The organism is Kineosporia succinea (assembly GCF_030811555.1).
Lineage (GTDB): Bacteria > Actinomycetota > Actinomycetes > Actinomycetales > Kineosporiaceae > Kineosporia > Kineosporia succinea.
The window spans coordinates 6,025,802-6,044,219 of sequence record NZ_JAUSQZ010000001.1 but is presented as its reverse complement, the minus strand read 5'-3'; the positions used below and the strand labels follow the sequence as shown (position 1 = coordinate 6,044,219).

Annotated in this window: 16 protein-coding genes and 1 pseudogene; 12 read left to right on the top strand and 5 right to left on the bottom strand. The window is 71.2% G+C overall.

Annotation, left to right across the window (positions count from 1 at the left end):
- Positions 1 to 121: 121 nt before the first annotated feature.
- Genes J2S57_RS26680 through J2S57_RS26640 form a run of 9 tightly spaced genes read left to right on the top strand, consistent with a single transcriptional unit; the run spans position 122 to position 9,979 of the window.
- Entirely contained in the window at positions 122 to 796 is a 675-nt protein-coding gene (locus J2S57_RS26680; RefSeq protein ID WP_307247903.1) for an NAD(P)-dependent oxidoreductase, read from the top strand.
- The gene (locus tag J2S57_RS26675) at positions 793 to 1,290 is read left to right on the top strand and encodes a nuclear transport factor 2 family protein (protein ID WP_307247901.1); all 498 of its coding nucleotides are present in this window, start codon (positions 793 to 795) and stop codon (positions 1,288 to 1,290) included. Before J2S57_RS26680 ends, J2S57_RS26675 begins: the two co-directional genes overlap by 4 nt.
- 14 nt (positions 1,291 to 1,304) lie before the next feature.
- Positions 1,305 to 1,820 carry a nuclear transport factor 2 family protein gene (locus tag J2S57_RS26670; RefSeq protein WP_307247899.1) on the top strand — a complete coding sequence of 172 codons (516 nt, stop codon included), beginning with the start codon at positions 1,305 to 1,307 and terminating at the stop codon, positions 1,818 to 1,820.
- A gap of 14 nt (positions 1,821 to 1,834) precedes the next feature.
- Positions 1,835 to 3,469, top strand: a complete 1,635-nt coding sequence (locus tag J2S57_RS26665; RefSeq protein WP_307247897.1) for an ABC transporter substrate-binding protein — start codon at positions 1,835 to 1,837, stop codon at positions 3,467 to 3,469.
- Complete coding sequence (locus J2S57_RS26660) at positions 3,466 to 4,413, top strand: ABC transporter permease (protein WP_307247895.1); 948 nt, start codon at positions 3,466 to 3,468, stop codon at positions 4,411 to 4,413. The genes J2S57_RS26665 and J2S57_RS26660 overlap by 4 nt, the downstream gene beginning before the upstream one ends.
- Positions 4,410 to 5,213, top strand: coding sequence for an ABC transporter permease (locus J2S57_RS26655; protein WP_307247893.1), 804 nt, complete (start codon positions 4,410 to 4,412; stop codon positions 5,211 to 5,213). Before J2S57_RS26660 ends, J2S57_RS26655 begins: the two co-directional genes overlap by 4 nt.
- On the top strand, positions 5,210 to 6,748 hold the full coding sequence (locus J2S57_RS26650) for an ATP-binding cassette domain-containing protein (RefSeq protein ID WP_307247891.1): 1,539 nt from the start codon (positions 5,210 to 5,212) through the stop codon (positions 6,746 to 6,748). Before J2S57_RS26655 ends, J2S57_RS26650 begins: the two co-directional genes overlap by 4 nt.
- On the top strand, positions 6,745 to 8,031 hold the full coding sequence (locus tag J2S57_RS26645; protein WP_307247889.1) for an MmgE/PrpD family protein: 1,287 nt from the start codon (positions 6,745 to 6,747) through the stop codon (positions 8,029 to 8,031). Before J2S57_RS26650 ends, J2S57_RS26645 begins: the two co-directional genes overlap by 4 nt.
- 10 nt (positions 8,032 to 8,041) lie before the next feature.
- Entirely contained in the window at positions 8,042 to 9,979 is a 1,938-nt protein-coding gene (locus tag J2S57_RS26640; RefSeq protein ID WP_307247887.1) for an oxidoreductase, read from the top strand.
- 34 nt (positions 9,980 to 10,013) lie between these two features.
- Here J2S57_RS26640 and J2S57_RS26635 read toward each other — a convergent pair whose 3' ends face one another.
- Complete coding sequence (locus J2S57_RS26635; protein ID WP_370882709.1) at positions 10,014 to 10,337, bottom strand: winged helix-turn-helix transcriptional regulator; 324 nt, start codon at positions 10,335 to 10,337, stop codon at positions 10,014 to 10,016.
- A gap of 163 nt (positions 10,338 to 10,500) precedes the next feature.
- Between J2S57_RS26635 and J2S57_RS26630 the strand changes: the two genes are divergently transcribed.
- Positions 10,501 to 11,349, top strand: a complete 849-nt coding sequence (locus J2S57_RS26630; RefSeq protein ID WP_307247883.1) for an NAD(P)H-binding protein — start codon at positions 10,501 to 10,503, stop codon at positions 11,347 to 11,349.
- Between the two features lie 93 nt (positions 11,350 to 11,442).
- On the opposite strand, the pseudogene J2S57_RS26625 reads toward J2S57_RS26630, so the two are convergent.
- The 3 genes and pseudogenes from J2S57_RS26625 to J2S57_RS26615 all read right to left on the bottom strand — a co-directional run.
- Positions 11,443 to 12,567, bottom strand: a pseudogene (locus J2S57_RS26625) (beta-1,3-glucanase family protein); the annotation flags it as partial.
- Between the two features lie 295 nt (positions 12,568 to 12,862).
- The gene (locus J2S57_RS26620) at positions 12,863 to 14,212 is read right to left on the bottom strand and encodes a GGDEF domain-containing protein (protein ID WP_307247878.1); all 1,350 of its coding nucleotides are present in this window, start codon (positions 14,210 to 14,212) and stop codon (positions 12,863 to 12,865) included.
- A 59-nt stretch (positions 14,213 to 14,271) separates the two neighbouring features.
- Positions 14,272 to 15,870 carry a GMC family oxidoreductase gene (locus tag J2S57_RS26615; protein WP_307247876.1) on the bottom strand — a complete coding sequence of 533 codons (1,599 nt, stop codon included), beginning with the start codon at positions 15,868 to 15,870 and terminating at the stop codon, positions 14,272 to 14,274.
- Positions 15,871 to 15,931: 61 nt separating this feature from the next.
- On the opposite strand from J2S57_RS26615, the gene J2S57_RS26610 reads away from it, so the two are divergent.
- Positions 15,932 to 16,522, top strand: coding sequence for a TetR/AcrR family transcriptional regulator (locus J2S57_RS26610; protein ID WP_307247874.1), 591 nt, complete (start codon positions 15,932 to 15,934; stop codon positions 16,520 to 16,522).
- A 7-nt stretch (positions 16,523 to 16,529) separates the two neighbouring features.
- Here the strand turns inward: J2S57_RS26610 and J2S57_RS26605 are convergent, their stop codons facing one another.
- Entirely contained in the window at positions 16,530 to 17,390 is an 861-nt protein-coding gene (locus tag J2S57_RS26605) for an enoyl-CoA hydratase/isomerase family protein (RefSeq protein ID WP_307247872.1), read from the bottom strand.
- Between the two features lie 132 nt (positions 17,391 to 17,522).
- On the opposite strand from J2S57_RS26605, the gene J2S57_RS26600 reads away from it, so the two are divergent.
- Complete coding sequence (locus J2S57_RS26600; RefSeq protein ID WP_307247869.1) at positions 17,523 to 18,410, top strand: AraC family transcriptional regulator; 888 nt, start codon at positions 17,523 to 17,525, stop codon at positions 18,408 to 18,410.
- Positions 18,411 to 18,418: the final 8 nt, after the last annotated feature.

The window sequence follows — 18,418 nt, the reverse complement described above, 5'->3', positions numbered from 1 at the left end:
TTGAGATGAATGACCTGAGTCACAATCGACCAAACTTCAGGAACAATCCGTTCCGAATCTTCGGAACACTGTGTTCTAGTGTACTTCTCTTGTTTCTCGACCGAGAGAGTGAGGAATGCACGTGGCGCGGCTGGCAGTACTGGGGGCGACCGGGCGCACCGGGCAGGAGATCGTGCGCCGGGCGCTGGACGCGGGGCACGAGGTCACGGCGCTGGTACGCCGGCCCGAGGCGCTGCCGGTCCGCGACGCGTCCCTCACCGTGGTCGTCGGTGACGCCCGCGACGCCGAGGTGATCGCCGCCGTCTCCGAGGGCAGGGACGCGGTGATCGCCTCGCTGGGGAGGCCCGAGTCGGGCCGGACGAAGGACCAGATCGACGACTCCCAGCCGGTGGACGTCTGCGAGGTCTCCACCCGGCATCTGCTCGAGGCCGCCGGGCGGGGCCTGCGCCGGATCGTGCTGATGAGCACTCACGGCGCCGGTTCCAGCAACGACGGCAGCCCGTACGTGGTGAAACTGCGCGACATGGTGGGCAACCGGGTCGTGGACAAGGACCGCATGGAGCAGGTGCTGCTGGAGGCCGAGACCGATGTGGTCTGGACCGTCATCCGCAACCCCTACATCTACGAGGGCCCGCTGGGCACCCCGCACGCCGTTCACGAGAAGATCGTGCTCGACGAGACCTCCCGCATCACCTACGCCGACCTGGCCACCTTCGCGATCGGCGAGGCGCTGCGACCGCAGTACCCGAACACGTTCCTGACGATCACCGAACCACTGACCGGCAGCGCGTCGTGACCAGCCCCGCCGAACTGCTCGACCGGGCCGCGATCGTGCGCACCCTGCGCCGGTACAGCCAGGGCATCGACCAGCGGCAGTGGCCGGTGTACCTGAGCGCGTTCACCCCCGACGCCCGGGTGGAGATCCCCGGCTACCTCGAAGAGCCCCTGAGAGCGGCCGATTTCGTGGAATTCCTGTCCGGCACGTTCGATGCGAACCGGCTCTCCGGGCAGCACCTGCTGGCCAACACGCTCTTCACCATCGAAGGAGACCGGGCCCGCACCGTCACCGAGTTCCTGGCCCACACCACCGAGAAGGACGGCGACGAGGTCGTGGTGCAGCGCTCGGCCGGCCTGTACGTCGACGACCTGATCCGCACCGATGACGGCTGGCTCATCGCCCACCGCGTCCTCGTCCGCAAGAGCGACAACCGCACCCGCGTGCGCTACGACGAGCGCACCGCCGCACTGACCCGCGACGCCGCCCGCAACCCCGCCGTCGCGGGCTTCTGAGGAGAACCCGACCGATGAGCATCCAGGACCTGCTCGACCGCGCCGCGATCGAGGACACCCTGCACCGGTACGCCCAGGCCCAGGACCAGAACGCCTGGGACCTGTACGACACCGTCTTCACCGACGACGCCGCGATCGACCTGGTGGGTGTGAGCGCGCAGCCGCTGAAAGCCCCCGCCCTCGGCCAGTTCCTGAAGGACTTCAACGCCACCCGCCTGTCCGGGCAGCACCTGATCGCCAACACCCTGATCGATCTGGACTCCCCCACCGCACGCAGCGTCAGCGAGGTCCTGCACGTCACCCTCCAGCGCACCGACGAGCCCACCCAGCTCAGGGTCTCCGAGGGCAGCAGCCTCTACGTCGACACCTGGCACCGGAGCGAGGCGGGCTGGCGGATCACCCACCGCGTCGTCACCCAGAAGCACCTCGACGAGCGTGTCGTCGAGTACGACGCCGGTTTCATCACCACGATCGAGGCCGGCGCGGCCACCGACTGGTTCAGCACGACCTGGTTCAGGAAGACATCATGAGAAAGAGATCCCCCATGCGCACCACTCTGGCGGCCGTGGCCGGCCTGCTGAGCCTCACCACGCTGGCCGCCTGCTCCTCGGCGAGTACCAGCACCACCAGCGGCGCCGACAGTGCCACCCCGGTCAGCGGCGGCAGCATCACCTGGGCCGTGGCCGCCGAACCCTCGTGCTTCGCACCTGCCTTCGACGACGTGCTGGCCGACCGCGCGATCACCCGCAACGTCGTGGACTCACTGGTGTACCAGGAGAAGGACGGCACCTACACGCCGTGGCTGGCCTCGGCCTGGGAGACCTCGAAAGACGGCATCACGTACACGTTCACGCTGCGCGACGACGTGAAGTTCAGCAGCGGCGCCACCCTCGACGCGGCCGCGGTCAAGGCCAACCTCGACTACACCCGCGACAGCGCCCACGGTTCCAGCTACGCGGGCCTGCTCGGCTCGGTGAAAGACATCACGGCCGACAAGAACACCCTGACGATCACCCTGAGCCAGGCCGACAGCTCACTGCTGAGCTCCCTGAGCAGCGTGGCGCTGGGCATCATCGACCCGGCCACCATCGACGACGGCAAGGACCTGTGCACCCCGGGCGAGAAGCTCTCCGGCTCCGGCCCGTTCGTCATCGACTCCTACACCCGCGGCAGCCAGGTCGTGCTCAAGCAGAACGCCGACTACGCCTGGGCGCCCGAATCGCTCTCGCACGATGGCCCCGCCTACCTCGACCAGGTGACGTACAAGTTCATCGCCGAGGACTCCACCCGAACCGGTGCCCTGCAGTCGGGCCAGGTCGACGCCATCTCGGGAGTTCCCGCCCTGAGTGTCGCGAGCCTGACCAAGAACCAGAAGCTCACCTACACCGACGGCCCGGCCAGCTCCACCACCTTCGGCTTCACCGTCAACGGCTCGAGCGAGAACGCGCCCTGGGACGACGCCGAGCTGCGCAAGGCCTTCCGCGACAGCTTCGACCTCGACACCATCGTCAACGCCATCTACAAGGGCCAGAAGACGCGGGCCTGGAGCTGGGTCGGCAAGGACAGCGCCGAGTTCGACACCACACTGAAAGACAGCTGGGGCAACGACCCGAGCGCGGCCAACGCGGCCCTGGACGCCGCCGGCTGGAGCACCCGTGACTCCGAGGGCTACCGCACCAAGGACGGCAAGCGCCTGAGGCTGAAGATCACCTACGACGCGGACTCGGTGCGCGACCAGCGCGACACCCTCGTCGAGGCGATCCAGGACGCGGCGAAGAAGAACACCGGCATCGAGGTCGACTTCACCACCCCGACCTGGGCCGCGCTGTCGGCCGACATCGCCAAGGGCGACTGGAGCATCTACCCCGGCTCGTACGGCAAGGTCGACTACGCCAACAGCGTCATCGGCACCTGGAACGGCTACTTCTACGGTGCGAACGCGTGGAAGCCGACCAAGGCCGTCGACCTCGCCACCGACGCGATCGGCGCCACCGACCCGGCGCAGTACAAGAAGGACCTCGACGGCATCCAGCAGTACCTGGTCAAGGACCAGGCCCTGTTCGTGCCGCTCGTCGAGTCCACCTTCCCGGTCGCCGCGTCGAACACGCTGCACGGCAACGGTTTCGACTACTCCAGCGGTGTCCCGGACGGCAACTACAACGTCTGGGTCAGCAAGTGACCTCAGGTTCTGTGCTCCTGCGAGGCGTCGCCCGGCGCCTCGCAGGAGCTGTTCTGCTGTTGTGGGCGGCCGCCACCCTGACGTTCGTCGGGCTGCGGCTGCTGCCCGGCTCGGTGGAGTCGGTCGTGCTCGGTGTGCACGTGAACGATCCCGGCCTGGCCGGGCAGGTGCGCGCCAGCCTCGGCCTGGACCGGCCGTTCGCGGTGCAGTACGGCGACTACCTGCTCGGCCTGCTGCGCGGTGACCTCGGCCGCTCGTACGTGCTCAACGCCGACGTGAGCGACGTGGTCGGCTCGCAGGTCGGCCCGACCCTGGCCCTGGCCGGGTCCGCGGTCGTGCTGGCCGGGGCGATCGCCTGGCTGATCGCCGTGCTGAGCGCAGGCGCCGGCCGCACCACCGAACGGATCCTGCACGTGATCGAACTGCTGGCCATCTGCCTGCCGACCTTCTGGGTGGGAGCGCTCCTGCAACTGGGCTTCTCGTTCAACCTGCAGTGGTTCCCCTCGGTCGGCGCCGACGGGTTCTCCTCACTGGTACTGCCCATGCTCACGCTGGCCCTGCCCGTGGCCGGGCTGCTGTCGCAGTACATGCGCGAGGAGATGGCCCAGGCCCTGCGCCAGCCCTGGGTGCTCACCGTGAAGAGCCGCGGCGTGTCCGGGTTCCGGCTGCGCGCCACCCACCTCGTACCGCACGTCGCCGTCTCCAGCCTGACCGTCGCCGGGAACACTCTCGGCCTGCTCATCGGCGGCGCCGTCATCGTCGAGTCCGTCTTCGGGCGACCCGGTCTCGGCCGCGTGGCCCTGGACGCCGTGACCGGTTCCGACGCACCCGTCACGGTCGCGGTCGTCCTCATCATCACGGCCGCCTACGTGCTCATCACCACCGCGATCGACGTGGCCGCCCTGGTCATCGACCCCCGGCTGCGGCAGGAGGCCACCTCATGAACAAGCTCGGCCGAGGTGTCGCCGCCCTCTACCTCCTCGTCCTGCTGGCCGCCCTGATCCATCCCGGCCTGGTCGGCGCCGGCGGCCCCAACGACACCGACCCGGTCGCGAACCTGCTGGCGCCCGGCGCCGGTCACTGGTTCGGCACCGACGAACTCGGGCGCGACGTCTACGCCCGCGTCGTGTTCGGCGCCCGCTACTCGGTGGTCATCGCCTTCCTCGCCGTCGCCCTCGGCCTGGCCGGCGGCATCGTGCTCGGCCTGAGCGCGGCGCTGTCGGGCAAGGTCGTCGACGAGACCCTCTCACGGGTGTTCGACCTGCTCTCGGCCTTCCCCTCGATCCTCATGGCCCTGCTGTTCTCGGCGTTCTTCGGCGCCGGCACCGCGAGCCTGACCGTCGCGATCGGCCTGGCCCTGATCCCCGGCCTGGCCCGGGTCATCCGCCGCCAGGCCATCGCGATCCGCTCCTCCGACTACGTTCTCGCCGCCCGCACCCTGGGCCGCAGCCCGTCCTCGATCGTCTCGCGGCACGTGCTCCCGAACGCGGTCTCCCCGGTCCTGCTGCTGGCCACCATCGAAGTGGGGACGTCCGTCCTCACCGTCTCCGGGCTGAGTTTCGTCGGCCTGGGGCCGGGTAAACCCGCTCCGGAGTGGGGGTCCCTGCTCGCGGACGGGCAGGCCGTCATCGCCTACGCGTGGTGGCCCACCGTGTTCCCCGGTCTGGCGATCGTCGTGACGATCTTCGCCATCACCACCGTCGGCCGCGACCTGCAGCGGCGAGTCCAAGGACGCGCATCGTGAACGCTCCCCTGGTCCAGATCAGCGACCTGACCATCCGTTTCGGCACCCACACGGCCGTCGGCGGTGTCGACCTGACCGTGCACCCGGGCACCTGCGTGGCCCTGGTCGGGGAGTCCGGATCGGGCAAGTCCACCATCGCCCGCTCCGTGCTCGGCCTGAACGACCGCGCCGCCCGGGTCACCTCGAAGACCTTCACGATCAACAGTGAGGACGCGTCGGTCTGGAAGGAGCGCGACTGGCGGCGGGTGCGGGGCCGGTTCGCCGGTCTGGTGCTGCAGGACGCGCTGGTCTCCCTGGACCCGCTGCGCTCGGTGCGGCGCGAGGTCACCGAGGCCGTCCGGGCCGGTGGTACCGCTCGCCGGCAGGCGCCCGCGTGGGCCGAGACGCTGCTGCGCGACGTGGGTTTCCCCGATCCGGCCCGGCGCTCACGTCAGTTCGCCCACCAGCTGTCCGGCGGTCTGCGCCAGCGCGCGCTGATCGCCTCCGCCCTCGGCGGCTCGCCGCGGCTGCTGGTCGCCGACGAGCCCACCACCGCCCTCGACGTGTCCGTGCAGAAGCAGGTGCTCGACCTGCTGGCCCGCCAGCGCGACGAGGGCCTGGGCATCCTGCTGGTCAGTCACGACCTCGCCGCCGTCGCCGGCATCGCCGACCACGTGATCGTGCTGCGCCACGGGCAGGTCGTGGAACAGGGACCACCCGCCACGCTGCTGCGCTCACCGGAACAACCGTACGTGCGCGAACTCGTCGAGGCCATTCCCCGGCTGCACCACCGACCCGACCGGCCGGTGCCCGCCGACGGTGACCACGTCGTCCTTCAGGCAGACTCGATCAGTGTTCGCTACCAGGACTTCACCGCCCTGGACGACGTGTCGCTGTCCCTGGCCCGCGGTCGCACCGTCGGCGTGGTCGGGCAGTCCGGATCGGGCAAGAGCACCCTGCTGCGGGTGCTCCTGGCCACCCAGGAACCGCAGGCCGGGACCGTCCGGCTGGACGGTGAGCCGTGGAGCGGGATCCCCGAGAAGGCCCGCCGCGCACGACGTCGCCGCCTCCAGGTGGTGCCGCAGGATCCGCTGAGCTCGTTCGACCCGCGCTGGACCGTCCGCCAGATCCTGGCCGAGGCCCTCGCCCCGGGCACCGACCCGGTCGAGGCGCTCTCTGCGGTCTCGCTGCCGGCCGAGGTGCTCGGGCGGCGCCCCCTGGAGCTGTCGGGCGGTCAGCGCCAGCGCGTGGCCATCGCCCGGGCCCTGGCCGCCGACCCCGAGGTGCTGCTGTGCGACGAGGCCGTCTCCGCGCTCGACGTGCTCGTGCAGGCGCAGATCCTCGCGCTGCTGGAACGGATTCGCGCCGAGCGGGGCATCAGCATGGTGTTCGTCTCGCACGACCTGGCCGTGGTGCGTCAGGTCAGCGACGAGGTGATCGTGCTGCGCGAGGGCCAGGTCGTGGAGAGCGGCCCCGCCGACGAGGTCTACGACCGGCCGCAGCATCCGTACACGAAGTCGCTGCTGGCCAGCCTGCCCGAGGCACTGGCCGAGTGATCGGCGTCCCCGTCGCCTCGATGATGACGGATCCCCTACCGGACACCGTGAGCGCCTGGGCCCGCACGGCCCTGGAGGACACCCTGGCCGTGCTCGTGGCCGGCACCCGAACCCCGCTGTACGAAGCCGTTCTCACAGCTGCCCGTCACCATCCGGGACCGGTTCCGGCCATCGGCACGAGCACCACGACCTCCCCGTTGTGGGCGGCGCACCTGGGGGCCGTGGCCGCCAGCGCGCTGGACTTCGACGACGGCCACTACCGCGGCGGCGGCATCCACGCCGGGTCGACGGTGGTGCCGGTCCTGCTGGCGGCGGCGGGGGACGTCACGGTCGGAGAACTCCTGCGCGGGATGGTCGCGGGCTACGAAGTGGCCCTGCGGGCGGGCTTTCTCAACTCGCCGGGGCGCACCGGCGGGGGCTACCGGGCCAGCGGCTACGCGGCGACGATCGGGGCGGCCGCGGCCCTGGCGGCGGTGCGGGGAAACGTGCCCACCGTGATCTCGGCGGCGGTGCGTACGGCGTTCGCGCACGCACCGCACTCCCGCATGACCTCGTCGGCGTCGCGGGAGTCGATCGGGTGGGCCGCCGCCTCGGCGGTGGCGGCGGTCGAGCTGGCCGAGAACGGTTTCGGGACGGAAGCCACGGACACGAGGCACCGGGCCCCCGCCGGGGCAACACCTTTCGAGCAGAGTGAGGACGCGCCGGTCACCGGATCACTCGGGCGTGAGTTCTGGTGCGTGGAGACGTATGTGAAACCGTGGCCGTGCTGCCGCGCGGCGCACGCGATGCTCGAGGCGCTGCTGCCGTTCTCGGGCCGGGACATTGCCCGGGTCGATGTGGACGTGGTGCCCGGAGCAGTGGGCCTCGACCTGACCGAGCCGGTGAACCTGAGCGAGGCCCAGTACGCGCTGCCCTGGCTGGCGGCCCTCACCCTGCTGCGCGGTCCGGCCGGCCTTTCGTCCCTTTCGGAGCGGGATTTCGCCGCACCCGACATCGTCGACCTGGCGTCCCGCGTGCGCCTTCGTCCCGGACGGGCCGCCTCAGCCAACGGCGGATACCCCTCCCGGGTCGTGGTTCTCATGAACGACGGAACCTCGTTCGAGCGTACCGTCGACGACACCCTGGGCAGCGCCACGCGACCCCTCTCCCCCGAGGCCCTCGACCACAAACTCAGGCAGGCGCTCGGTAGCCGCCTCGACGCGTCCACCATCGAAACCCTCCGGGCCACGCTCGACCAGCCCGACGCGCCGATCGACGGCCTGTTGCGCCTGCTCACCACCTGAAAGGCCGCTCATGTCAGCACATCTGCCCGAGCTCTTCACACCCCTGCGGGTGGGGACACGCACGCTGCGCAACCGGATCGTGAACGCCGGACACGGCACAGGCCTGGGACACGGCTCCTACAACGAGCCACTGCTGGCCTACATGGCCGAAAGGGCGCGCGGCGGAGCGGCGATGGTGATCAGCCAGGCCAACTTCGTCTCCCCCGACTACGGCGACATCAAGGCGAGCGGCGACCACATCGTCCCCCAGTGGAACGACTTCGCGCGTCGAGTACAGGAACACGGGGCGCTCGCGGTCGCGCAGCTGCAGCATCCGGGCGGGCAGGGCGTCTACACCGGGCCCGGGACCGGCACCACCATGGCACCCACGGCACTGCCGATCCGGTTCCTGGGCGGGCCGGTCGTCGTGCCACGGGAGATGACCGGGGCCGACATCGAGCTGGCCGTGCGGCAGTTCACCGAGGCGGCTTCCCGGGCCCGTGAGGCCGGGCTGGACGGCGTCGAGATCCACTGCGCGCACGGTAATCTCGTCGAGCAGTTCCTGAGTCCGCACACCAACCGGCGTGAGGACGCGTGGGGTGACGGGATGCTGTTCGCCACCGAGGTGCTGCGGGGCGTCAGAGCCGTCGTGGGTGCCGATTTCGTGGTGGGGGCGCGGGTCACCGGTGGGGTGCCGGACGACCCGGCGGAGTCGGCCGCGTGCCTGGAGCGCATCGACGACCTGGACGGGCTGGGGGTACTGGACTACCTGTCCGTGTCGGTCGGGCACTACTCGAGCGCGCGGGGCACCGCGCAGAACCTGCCCGACTCCAGCTTCCCGCGCGGAGCCTGGCGCGACTTCGGGGTGGCGGTGAAGGCCCGCACCAGCACACCGGTCTTCCTGGTCGGGCGGATCGCGACAGCCTCACTGGCGGCCGAGCTGGTGCGCGAGAACGCCTGTGACGCGGTCGCCATGGCCCGCCCGCTGGCGGCGGACCCGTTCCTGCCGGTCAAGGCCGCCGACGGGCTCGAGCACCGCACCCGGCCCTGCGTGGGGTTGCAGGACGGGTGCTGGGGACGGGTCGCGGTCGGGCTGGAGCTGCGGTGCGCGTTCAATCCGGAGGCGGGGACCGAGACGTCGCCGCACCGCATCGCCCCCGGCCGCTCGCTGCGGGTGGTCGTGGTCGGGGCGGGGCCGGCCGGGCTCGAAGCGGCCCGGCAGGCATCGCTTCTGGGACACCGGGTGGTGCTGCTGGAACGCTCGGAGCGGGTCGGGGGTCTGCTGAACGTGCTGGCCCGGGCACCGTTCCGCGGGGAGGTGCGCGACGTCGTGCGCTGGTTCGAGGGTGAGCTCGCGTCGGTGGAGGTACGTACCGGTTGCCCGGCCGGCCCCGAGGACGTGCTGCGGGAGAGGCCGGACGCGGTGGTGCTGGCCACCGGTTCGTTCGCGCGGCTGCCGGAGCACCTGCTGGGAGTGGTACCGACGGTGGACGTGCGGGACGCGTTCGGGCCGGTGGAGCCCGGTGAGCACGTGGTCGTGGCGGACGCACTCGGACGACGGCCGGCCATCTCAGCAGCCGAGTACCTGGTCGCCGCCGGGGCCCGGGTGACGTTGCTGACGGAGATGAACGTCATCGGTGAAGGGGTGAACGAGACGGTCCGCAGCCAGGCGTACGCCCGCCTGCTCCGGGCCGGGGTGGAGATGCACGCGTCCACCCGCGTGCTGGTGCGTGAAGGCCGGCTGGTGCATTCGGACGCGCTCATCGCCCTGGAGGGAATGACGAGACTGGTGACGGCGTACCCATCGTCGGCCTGGAACCCGTTGCAGTCAGCGCTGGAGGCCGTCGGCGTCCCGGTGACCGTGGTCGGGGACGCACTGGCACCGCGGGACATCACCACGGCCACGGCCGAAGGCAGCGCGGCGGCGTGGGCCCTGCCCGACGTCACCGCTCGCGCGGCCGGGCGGTGACGGCGCGTTCACGGCTTTGACGCGCTGGCCGTCCTCAGGCCGGACGCGGGCGCCCGGATTCGTCGTAACGACCGCGGGCCTGCGCGACCTGCTCCATGTTCTGACCGGCCCAGGCGCCCAGGAAGTCGAACGCCGGGCCGAGGGAGACTCCCAGTTCGGTGATGTCGTACTCCACGCGCGGAGGGACCTCGCCGTACTGCGTGCGGGAGATCAGCCCGTCCCGTTCGAGCTGCCGCAGCCGCTGGGTCAGGACTTTCGGCGTGATCGAGCTCAGGCCCTCGCGCATCTCGTTGAACCGCAGTGGGCCGTCGCGGTGCAGCGCCCGCAGGATCGGGGTCGTCCACCGGCTGAAGACCATGTCGATCACCGGCGTCACCTCGCAGGGCTCGAACACCCGCGAGATGTTCGGCGTCGGATTCTCGGCCACGGCCCAATAGTATCTTCTAGGAACCTGGTCTCAGCACCTGATTGGCTTCGCCGGAGCGCCTCACCGAGGGGCGACCAGAACGCGAAGGACCATCATGAGCATCGCCCTGACCGGAGCCACCGGCGCCCTTGGCTCCCTCACTGTCAAAGCCCTTCTCCAACGGGGGACGTCCGCGAGCGACATTGTCGCTGTGGTCCGGGACGACGGCCGGGCCCAGCCACTGAAAGACCTTGGCGTGAGCGTTCGGGTGGCCGCGTACGGCGAAGTCCCCGCGCTCACGGAAGCACTCGACGGCGTCGATCGGCTGCTCCTGGTCTCCGGCCCCGAGTCCGGCGAACGCGTTGCCCTGCACGGCTCGGTCATCGCTGCGGCGGGGCAGGCCGGCGTGGGCTTCCTCGCCTACACCTCCGCGCCGCACGCCGACAGCACACAACTGCTGGTCGCTCCGGACCACGCGGCGACGGAGAAGCTGATTCACGCATCCGGCCTGGCCTTTTCGATTCTGCGCAACAACTGGTACCACGAGAACTACCTGCCCCACCTGAAGAGCGCCGCCGCCACCGGCAAGCTCCCCAGCAGCGCGGGAGCTGGGCGGGTGGCTTCGGCGGCCCGGGCCGACTACGCCGAGGCCGCCGCGATCGTCCTGGCCGGCGGGGATCACGACGGACGCACCTACGAACTCTCCGGCGACGTGGCCTGGACCTTCTCCGAGTTGGCCGCGACCATGGGCGACGTCCTCGGCCGGCCGATCGAGTACGTCCCCCTCGACCGGGCCGCCCACACAGCCGCCCTCACCGCCGCGGGACTCGACGCCCGGCTGATCCAGTTCGTCACCCAGCTCGAAAGCAACATCGCGGCAGGCGCTCTCGCCGACGCCACGAACCATCTCGCCGGTCTCATCGGCCGTCCGACAACGCCGCTCGCGGAAGGTCTGGGGCGCTGACCAGTTCGGCTCTCAGGTCGCAGGGGCAGCCGGGGATGGGGTCCCCCTTCCCCGGCGCCGCTGCCGAACCGGCGGAGCTCGTTGCTCAGATCAGAACGGGGTCAGGATGATCGAGGCCGAACGCGGATCACCGCTCTGCACCAGCGACTCGAAGGCGCCGACGTCGTCGAAGGGGAAGGTGTAGGCCCGGCCGTCCACCATGTTCTGGTGAATGATCCGCGCGTAGTGGTTGGGCGCGCTGTTGCGGTAGAACTGTGCCGCGTCGGTCGATGGCTGGGTGTCGATCGTCCCCAGCGTCCCGCGGTTGAGCGCCGCGCACAGGGTGCGGGCGATCGGTCCCACCACGTTGTCGTTCGGGGCGAACAGATCACGGTCGCAGCCCCAGACCGACGCCGACGACGGCTTGTTGAAGGATGCGACGGTCGCCCCGGCCGAGTTGGTGAAACGCATGACGTTCCCGGAGGTTCGGCCGAAGTACCGGATGTCCTGCCCGGCGAACGGAACCACGGTGAGCGTCTTGCTGGTGTAGGCGTTCCAGGCCGAGGTGATGTAGGCGTCCAGGTAGGTCGAACTGAGAAGTCCCGCCTCCGCCGCCTTTCCGGGGGCCAGGGCGCGCAGCACGGTTCCGTCGGGCCGGGTGTAGACCAGGTTCGACCAGCCCGACTGCGCCTTGAGCGCGTTGAACACCTTGTTGCGGCCGTCGCTGACCAGATCGCCGCTGCGCGAGGTGGCGCCGTTGGCCCCGGTGACGGTGACCGCGTGCGGAACCGAGAGCATGTCGACCTGGGTGCTGTTGAGCCACAACCCGGAGTCGTTGTACGTGAACTCGCTCCAGTCGAACAGGATGTTGCGGTTCGCGTCCGCGCTCGTCCACGGGGCCGGCTGCACGAAGCCGTCCGGTGTCAGGAACAGCTTCAGCTTCTCCCCCAGGGAGAAGTAGACCCGCCCGGAAAAGCCGCGGGGGAAGCGGAGGGTGGTGGATCCGCCGTTACCGGGACCGGCGATCGCCACGTCCGGGGCGGGCGAGGGCGGGATCTGCCCGGCGGGCCAGGGCGTGAAGGTGCCGGCCTGGTTGACGTAACCGAGACGTCCGGTACTGAGATTGGTCCCGAGCACGTACAGATGGACGCTTCCGGCGCGCCCGGTGTTGTTGGTGACGGTGACCGGTAGGAGGGTCGGCCCGATCGCCCGGGCCGGATCGGCCGCCGCGAACAGCATGAGCGGGACGCCGACCAGGAGAGCGGTCAGGGCATGGACAAGCCACTTCTTGAGACGCACGAGATCTCCTCAGGGTAGAGATGCGCGCAGCTGAATTTCAGCATCAGTTGGCCGATAACGGGTGTCAACCTGCTCGTCGGTGTCCGGTAGGCCGAAAATGTTTCACCCCGCCCGGGGGTCGGTGCGCCCGAGAAGCGGACGCATCGGAGTGGTGACGTCACGGGTCGATCGCGAGGTAGCCGGGGTGCGGGCGCGGTGCGCGGTCCAGGCGGGGCCGGCCGGGCGCTTCTGCTGCTCAGGTGCGCCGATCCCCGTTCCTCGCCGAAGCGCCGCTGGCCTCCCGGCCCGTCGGCCCGCGCGGCGAAGGCGGACGCGGCACCTGCCCGGCCGGTGACCGAGGGAGGCGATCGTCCTCGTCGCCAGGAAGCTCGTACACCGCCACCCGGTTCCGCCCGAGTTCCTTGGCCCGGTACAGCGCCACGTCGGCCATCTCGACCAGGCGCTCGCCGTCGCTGACCCCGTCGTCCATCGCCACCCCGAGGCTGCTGGACACCTGCGCCGGGCGGCCGTTCAGGTCGAACGGCTCATCGAGCACCCGCCGGATCCGTTCCGCGACCCCGGCCGCCCCGTGCGGATCGCTCTTGTCGGCGCTCAGCACCACGAACTCGTCCCCGCCCAGACGGGCCAGCACGTCCGAGCCACGCAGCACCGCGCTCACCCGCTCGCCGACCTGCCGCAGCAGCTCGTCCCCGGCGCCGTGGCCCAGGCTGTCGTTGACCGGCTTGAACCGGTCGAGGTCGAAGAAGATCACCCCGAGCGTGCGCCCGGCGCTGCGGCTGCGGGCGAGCGCGCTGGTCAGGTGGTCGAAGAACAGCGCCCGGTTCGGCAGGCCGGTCAGCGGGTCGCGGGTGGCCTGGTGTTTGAGCTCGGCGTTCGCCTCGGACAGGCGCAGGTTCACCCGTTCGACGGCCTCCCGTTCGTCGCGCAGCTCGGCGGCCAGCAGCGCGTTCTGGCGGGCCAGGAGCCGGGCGCCGGCCATGTGCTGGTAGCCGTACCGCACCAGCGGCGGGGCCGCGAAGGCGCCGAACAGGATGTAGAGGGCCAGCCCCCACTGCTGCTGTGAGGCCAGACCGGCCAGGCCCGCGATCACGATGGTGTTGTGGAACGCCCGGTAGGCGCTGGGGGTGGCCGCGCAGAACAGCAGGTTCGCCGAGTTGATGATCACCATGACCACGGCCGGCAGCGCGGCCAGACCCGGGTGGTCCGGGCCCGGCCGCAGCAGCAGGGCCGAACTGCCCCACATGGTGCCGAGCAGGCCCTGCAGGATCGCGAAACGGGTGGTGATCGCTTCCATGGAGGACGCACGGGAGACCCCGGCGGTCAGCGCCCGGGCCGGGCGGATCACCAGGGCCGGCACCAGCCAGTGGTAGGCGATCAGGCACAGCAGCGCGATCGCGCTCCAGGCCAGCAGCCCGGGCGTCGGCCCCTCGGACGCGAGCATGACGATGTTCGTGGTGGTGAGCAGGCCACCGCTGAGCAGGCTGCACAGACGCCCGGCCAGCGCGGACTGGATCAGCAGCTCGCGCCGGACGACGTCGTCGAGCTCCGGGTCCGGTTCCCGCAGCAGCTGCCAGATGTCCTGCACCCGTCAGAACTCGACCGGCGCGCGCGTCCGGTTGAGCCGCTCACCCGACCATCGCGTCCTCAATCAGCCCTGTTCACCTCCCCCAGGGACGCGGCGACGAGCTCGGCCGCCCGCTCGGCGACGGCCACGATCGTGGCCTGGGGAAGCGTGCGGGTGATCCGCGGCATGACGGACGCGTCGGCCACCCACAGGCCCGCCAGCCCGTGCACCCGCAGCCCCGGGTCGACGACGGACGTCGCCGTGTCGGTGCCGATCCGCGCCGTCCCGGCCGGGTGGAAGTACGTGGCGAGCGTCGCGTCGATGAAGGCGTCCAGGGCCGCGTCGTCGGCCGGCTCGGGCAGCAGGGGCTGGACGAGCCCGTTGAGCGCGTCGCTGGTGAGCATCCGGAACGCCGCCCGCGTGCCTTCCCGCAGCCGGCGACGGTCGTTGTCCTCACTGAGGTAGCGCGGGTCCACCACGACCTCGGCGCCCGGGTCGGGCGAAGCGAGCCGCACCGTGCCCCGGCTGTCGGGGTCCACCAGCCCGACCAGCCACGCACCGCTGGGCCCCTCGAACGCGGGCAGACCGGAGTGCGCCCCCAGCAGCGCCAGCCCGAAGACCAGCTCCGGCGGGACGTCCGGGCCGGTGCCACTCACCGGCGAGGGCACGAGCGCGGCGACCTGGGCCAGGGTCGAGAGCGGGCCCCGCCGGGCCAGGTCGTAGTCCGCCCGGGCGTCGGGGTAGGTCATGACCGAGGCGCCGGCGACGAAGGGCACGGCCACGGCCGGGTGGTCCTGCAGGTACGAGCCGACGGCCGGGAGGTCGCGGATCACCGCGATTCCGTGCTCGGCCAGGTGGGCGGCCGGGCCGATGCCGGAGAGCATCAGCAACTGGGGCGTGCGCAGCGCCCCGGCGGTCACGACCACCCCGGCGGACGCCAGAATGTCTCTCGTGGAACCGGTCTCGTGACGGACCGCGACGCCCACGGCCCGCTCGCCCTCCAGCAGCACGCGTTCGACGCGGGTGCCGGTGAGCACGGTCAGGTTGGCCCGGCTCAGGACCGCCGGGGTGAGGTACCCGTCGACGACACTGTGCCGACGCCCGTCCCGGACGTTGCTCGCCGCCAATGAGACCCCGGTGCGCTGCTCACCGTTCAGGTCGGCGCTCACCGGCCAGCCCTGTTCCCGGGCCGCCCGCACGAACGGCAGGGCCAGCGGGTGCAGGTGCCGGGGACCCGAGATCGTCATCGGGCCGCCGGATCCGTGGGTGCCCGAGGCCCCCAGTTCATGGTCCTCGATGCGGGCGAACAAGGGGACGAGAGTCTTGGCGTCCCAGCCGTCGGCTCCGGCCGCGGCCCACTGGTCGTAGTCGGCCGGGTGCGCCTGCAGCCAGCCCATACTGTTGATGCTGCTGCCGCCGCCCAGGCCGGTGCCGGTCACCAGCGGCACCACCCGGCCACCGGCGGACGTCTGCGGGACGGTCGGTGACGCCCAGGCCCGCTCACCCGTCATCAGCAGCCCGCCGTACGCCGGGATCCGCACCTCCTCGGGCACGTCACCCGGTCCGGTCTCGATGAGAGTGACCCGCAGGCCCGGGTCTTCGGACAGACGGGCAGCCAGGACGCACCCGGCACTGCCGGCCCCTACGACAACGACATCGGCGCTCACATCTGTGCTCATGCACCCAACCTACAACGGGACGGAACGGTCCCGTTCCATCGCTGGTCGCTAGTCTCACGGTGTGAAGGGTCGACAACCAGCAGGCGCAGCGCTCCCCCGTCCCGACGTCACGCACGCCATCCGGGCCGCCGTCCTGCGGGAACTGGCCGAGGGCGGGTACGCGCGCGTCGCGATGGAGGCGGTCGCACGCCGCGCCGGAGTCGGCAAGGCGGCCATCTACCGGCGCTGGCCCTCGAAGCTCGCCCTGATCGGCGACATCCTCGGTGACGTCCTCGGCCAGCCCCACGTTCCCGAGACCGCCGAGACCCTCCACGAAGACCTCCGCGGCCTGATGGAGTCGTTCGCCGCGCTCCTGGGAACACCCGACCTGCCGGCCATCATGGCCGACCTGGCCTCGGAAGCCCTTCGCAACCAGGAACTCTCGGAACTGATCACCGCGTCGGTCGGCAACCCCTTCAGCCTCCGGACGCTCGAGGTCGTGGAACGGGCCGTCGCCCGGGGCGAACTGTCCGCGGACCTGGATCGCGAAGCGGCGCTCGACGTGGCGGTCAGCGCCCTGTACTGGCGCGTGGTCGTGCGCCGCCGCACGCTCGAGGCCGCCGACCTCGACCGTTTCGCCACGGTCGTGGCCGCCGGACTGCGAGCGCTCTGACGGGGCGTCAGAGCCGGTCCACGAGCCCCTCGAGATCCCGCTCGCCCTCGCGGGTCTGCACCCCGGCGGCCAGCTGGCGCCGGGCGATCTCCACCATGTCCTCGGTGAACAACGAGTACAGCGCGGCGTTCTCGACGGCGTACACCGCGTGGGACGGGGCCGGGGCGGTCGCGTCGACGACCTGCTTCAGGGCCGCGACCACCTCGGGCCTGACCTTCGCCATCCGCCGGGCGAGAGCGTCCACGAACGCGTCGATCTCGTCGGCGGGCAGCGCCCGGTTCACCAGCCCGTAGCGCTCGGCCACCTCGGCCGTGACCAGCTGGCCACCGACCAGCAGCTCCAGCGCCCGGGCCCGGCCGACCAGCCGGGTCAGGTTCACCGTGCCGCCGCCCCCGGGCACGATCGCCAGGTGCGCCTCGGGATGGGCCTGCCCCGAGGCGCCGATGGCCGCGAACCGCAGGTCGAGACTCATCAGGAACTCGTTCCCGGCGCCGCGCGCGAACCCGGCCAGCTTGCCGATGGTGACCTGCGGGAGCGTGCGCACCTCCTCGCTCATGGCCTCGAGAATGTTCAGCCCGTCGGGGATCTGCGCGCCCGGCGCCGCGTCGACGGCCGCCTGCGTGGCCTTGGGCAGGGCCTCGGGATCGGTCACGTAGGCCATGTCGCCGTGCGCGCTGAAGAACTCCGGGTCGGCGCTCTGGAACACCACGACCCGCACGTCCGCATCCGTGCGCACGCGGTGCACGAAGCCGCGCAGCGACGACAGCAGGACGCCGTCCATGAGGTTGAGGGGCGGGTGGTCGAGCGTGACGGTGGCGACGCCGCCGTCCACGTCGATGTGGAGGCCGGGCCAGGTGTCGTGGTTCATGGGGTTCCTTTCGGGTGCCGCCGGAGCTTGTCCCCCGCAGCGCCCTTTGACCGTACGTTTCACCTGATCAGACACTCCATGCCCGAAAGCCTTGATCTGTTGATCGTCTGCCTCACCGGCTACGGTGGCGGGATGGATCCTCTCGCCGACGCCCTGACCCTCTCGGGCGTCCAGGGAACGCTGGGCACGAGCATCGAGGCCGGCGGCGCGTGGTCCCTGGCCGTCGAGGGCCGGCCCGACACCACGCTGTACGCCGTGACGACCGGCCGCGCCTGGCTCACCGGCCCGGGCCACGACCCGGTCGAGCTGGCCACCGGCGACGTCGTGCTCCTGCCGGCCGGCGCCCCGCACCGTCTCGGCGACGAGCCGTCGGGGCGAGGTGACCGGCCCGGCTCGCTCCCGGTGACCACCCGCATCGCGACCATCCGCTACCGCAGCGACCCCGTCACCCTCACCCAGATCCTCGGCGCGCTGCCGGGTCTCGTGCACGTGCGGGCCGAGACGGGCACGCCGGGCCTGACCGACACCGTCCGCATGCTGGCCCGCGAGATCGCCCATCCCGGCATCGGGACCTCCGCGGTGCTGAAGAGCCTCGTCGACATCGTGCTGGTCGAGATGCTGCGCGCCTGGCTGTCCGAGAGCCCGCCCGAGTGCTTCGGCACCTGGCTCGGCGCCCTCGGCGACCCGGTGGTCGGGCGCGCCCTGGAGTACCTGCACCAGGACCCCGCCACCCCCTGGACCACGTCGAGCCTGGCCGAGGCCATCGCGGTCTCGCGGGCCACCCTCGCCCGGCGCTTCCCGATCGCCACCGGCACCACCCCCGCGGCGTACCTGGCCCAGTGGCGCATGGACCTGGCCGCCGTCCGGCTGCGCGACACCCACGAATCCCTCGAGACCATCGCCGAGAACGTCGGCTACGGCTCGGTTCCGGCGTTCACCCGCGCCTTCACCCGGGCCCACGGCCGCACCCCGGGCCGCTACCGTTCTCAGGTCCGGACCGCGACGATCGACGTGAACTGAGACCGGTT

Bases quoted from the DNA above. Each gene is read 5' to 3' on its own strand.
- J2S57_RS26605 (WP_307247872.1), bottom strand. From the start codon at position 17,390: ATGAACCACGACACCTGGCCCGGCCTCCACATCGACGTGGACGGCGGC.
- J2S57_RS26640 (WP_307247887.1), top strand. From the start codon at position 8,042: ATGTCAGCACATCTGCCCGAGCTCTTCACACCCCTGCGGGTGGGGACA.
- J2S57_RS26655 (WP_307247893.1), top strand. From the start codon at position 4,410: ATGAACAAGCTCGGCCGAGGTGTCGCCGCCCTCTACCTCCTCGTCCTG.
- J2S57_RS26635 (WP_370882709.1), bottom strand. From the start codon at position 10,337: ATGGTCTTCAGCCGGTGGACGACCCCGATCCTGCGGGCGCTGCACCGC.
- J2S57_RS26630 (WP_307247883.1), top strand. From the start codon at position 10,501: ATGAGCATCGCCCTGACCGGAGCCACCGGCGCCCTTGGCTCCCTCACT.
- J2S57_RS26665 (WP_307247897.1), top strand. From the start codon at position 1,835: ATGCGCACCACTCTGGCGGCCGTGGCCGGCCTGCTGAGCCTCACCACG.
- J2S57_RS26615 (WP_307247876.1), bottom strand. From the start codon at position 15,870: ATGAGCACAGATGTGAGCGCCGATGTCGTTGTCGTAGGGGCCGGCAGT.
- J2S57_RS26670 (WP_307247899.1), top strand. From the start codon at position 1,305: ATGAGCATCCAGGACCTGCTCGACCGCGCCGCGATCGAGGACACCCTG.
- J2S57_RS26600 (WP_307247869.1), top strand. From the start codon at position 17,523: ATGGATCCTCTCGCCGACGCCCTGACCCTCTCGGGCGTCCAGGGAACG.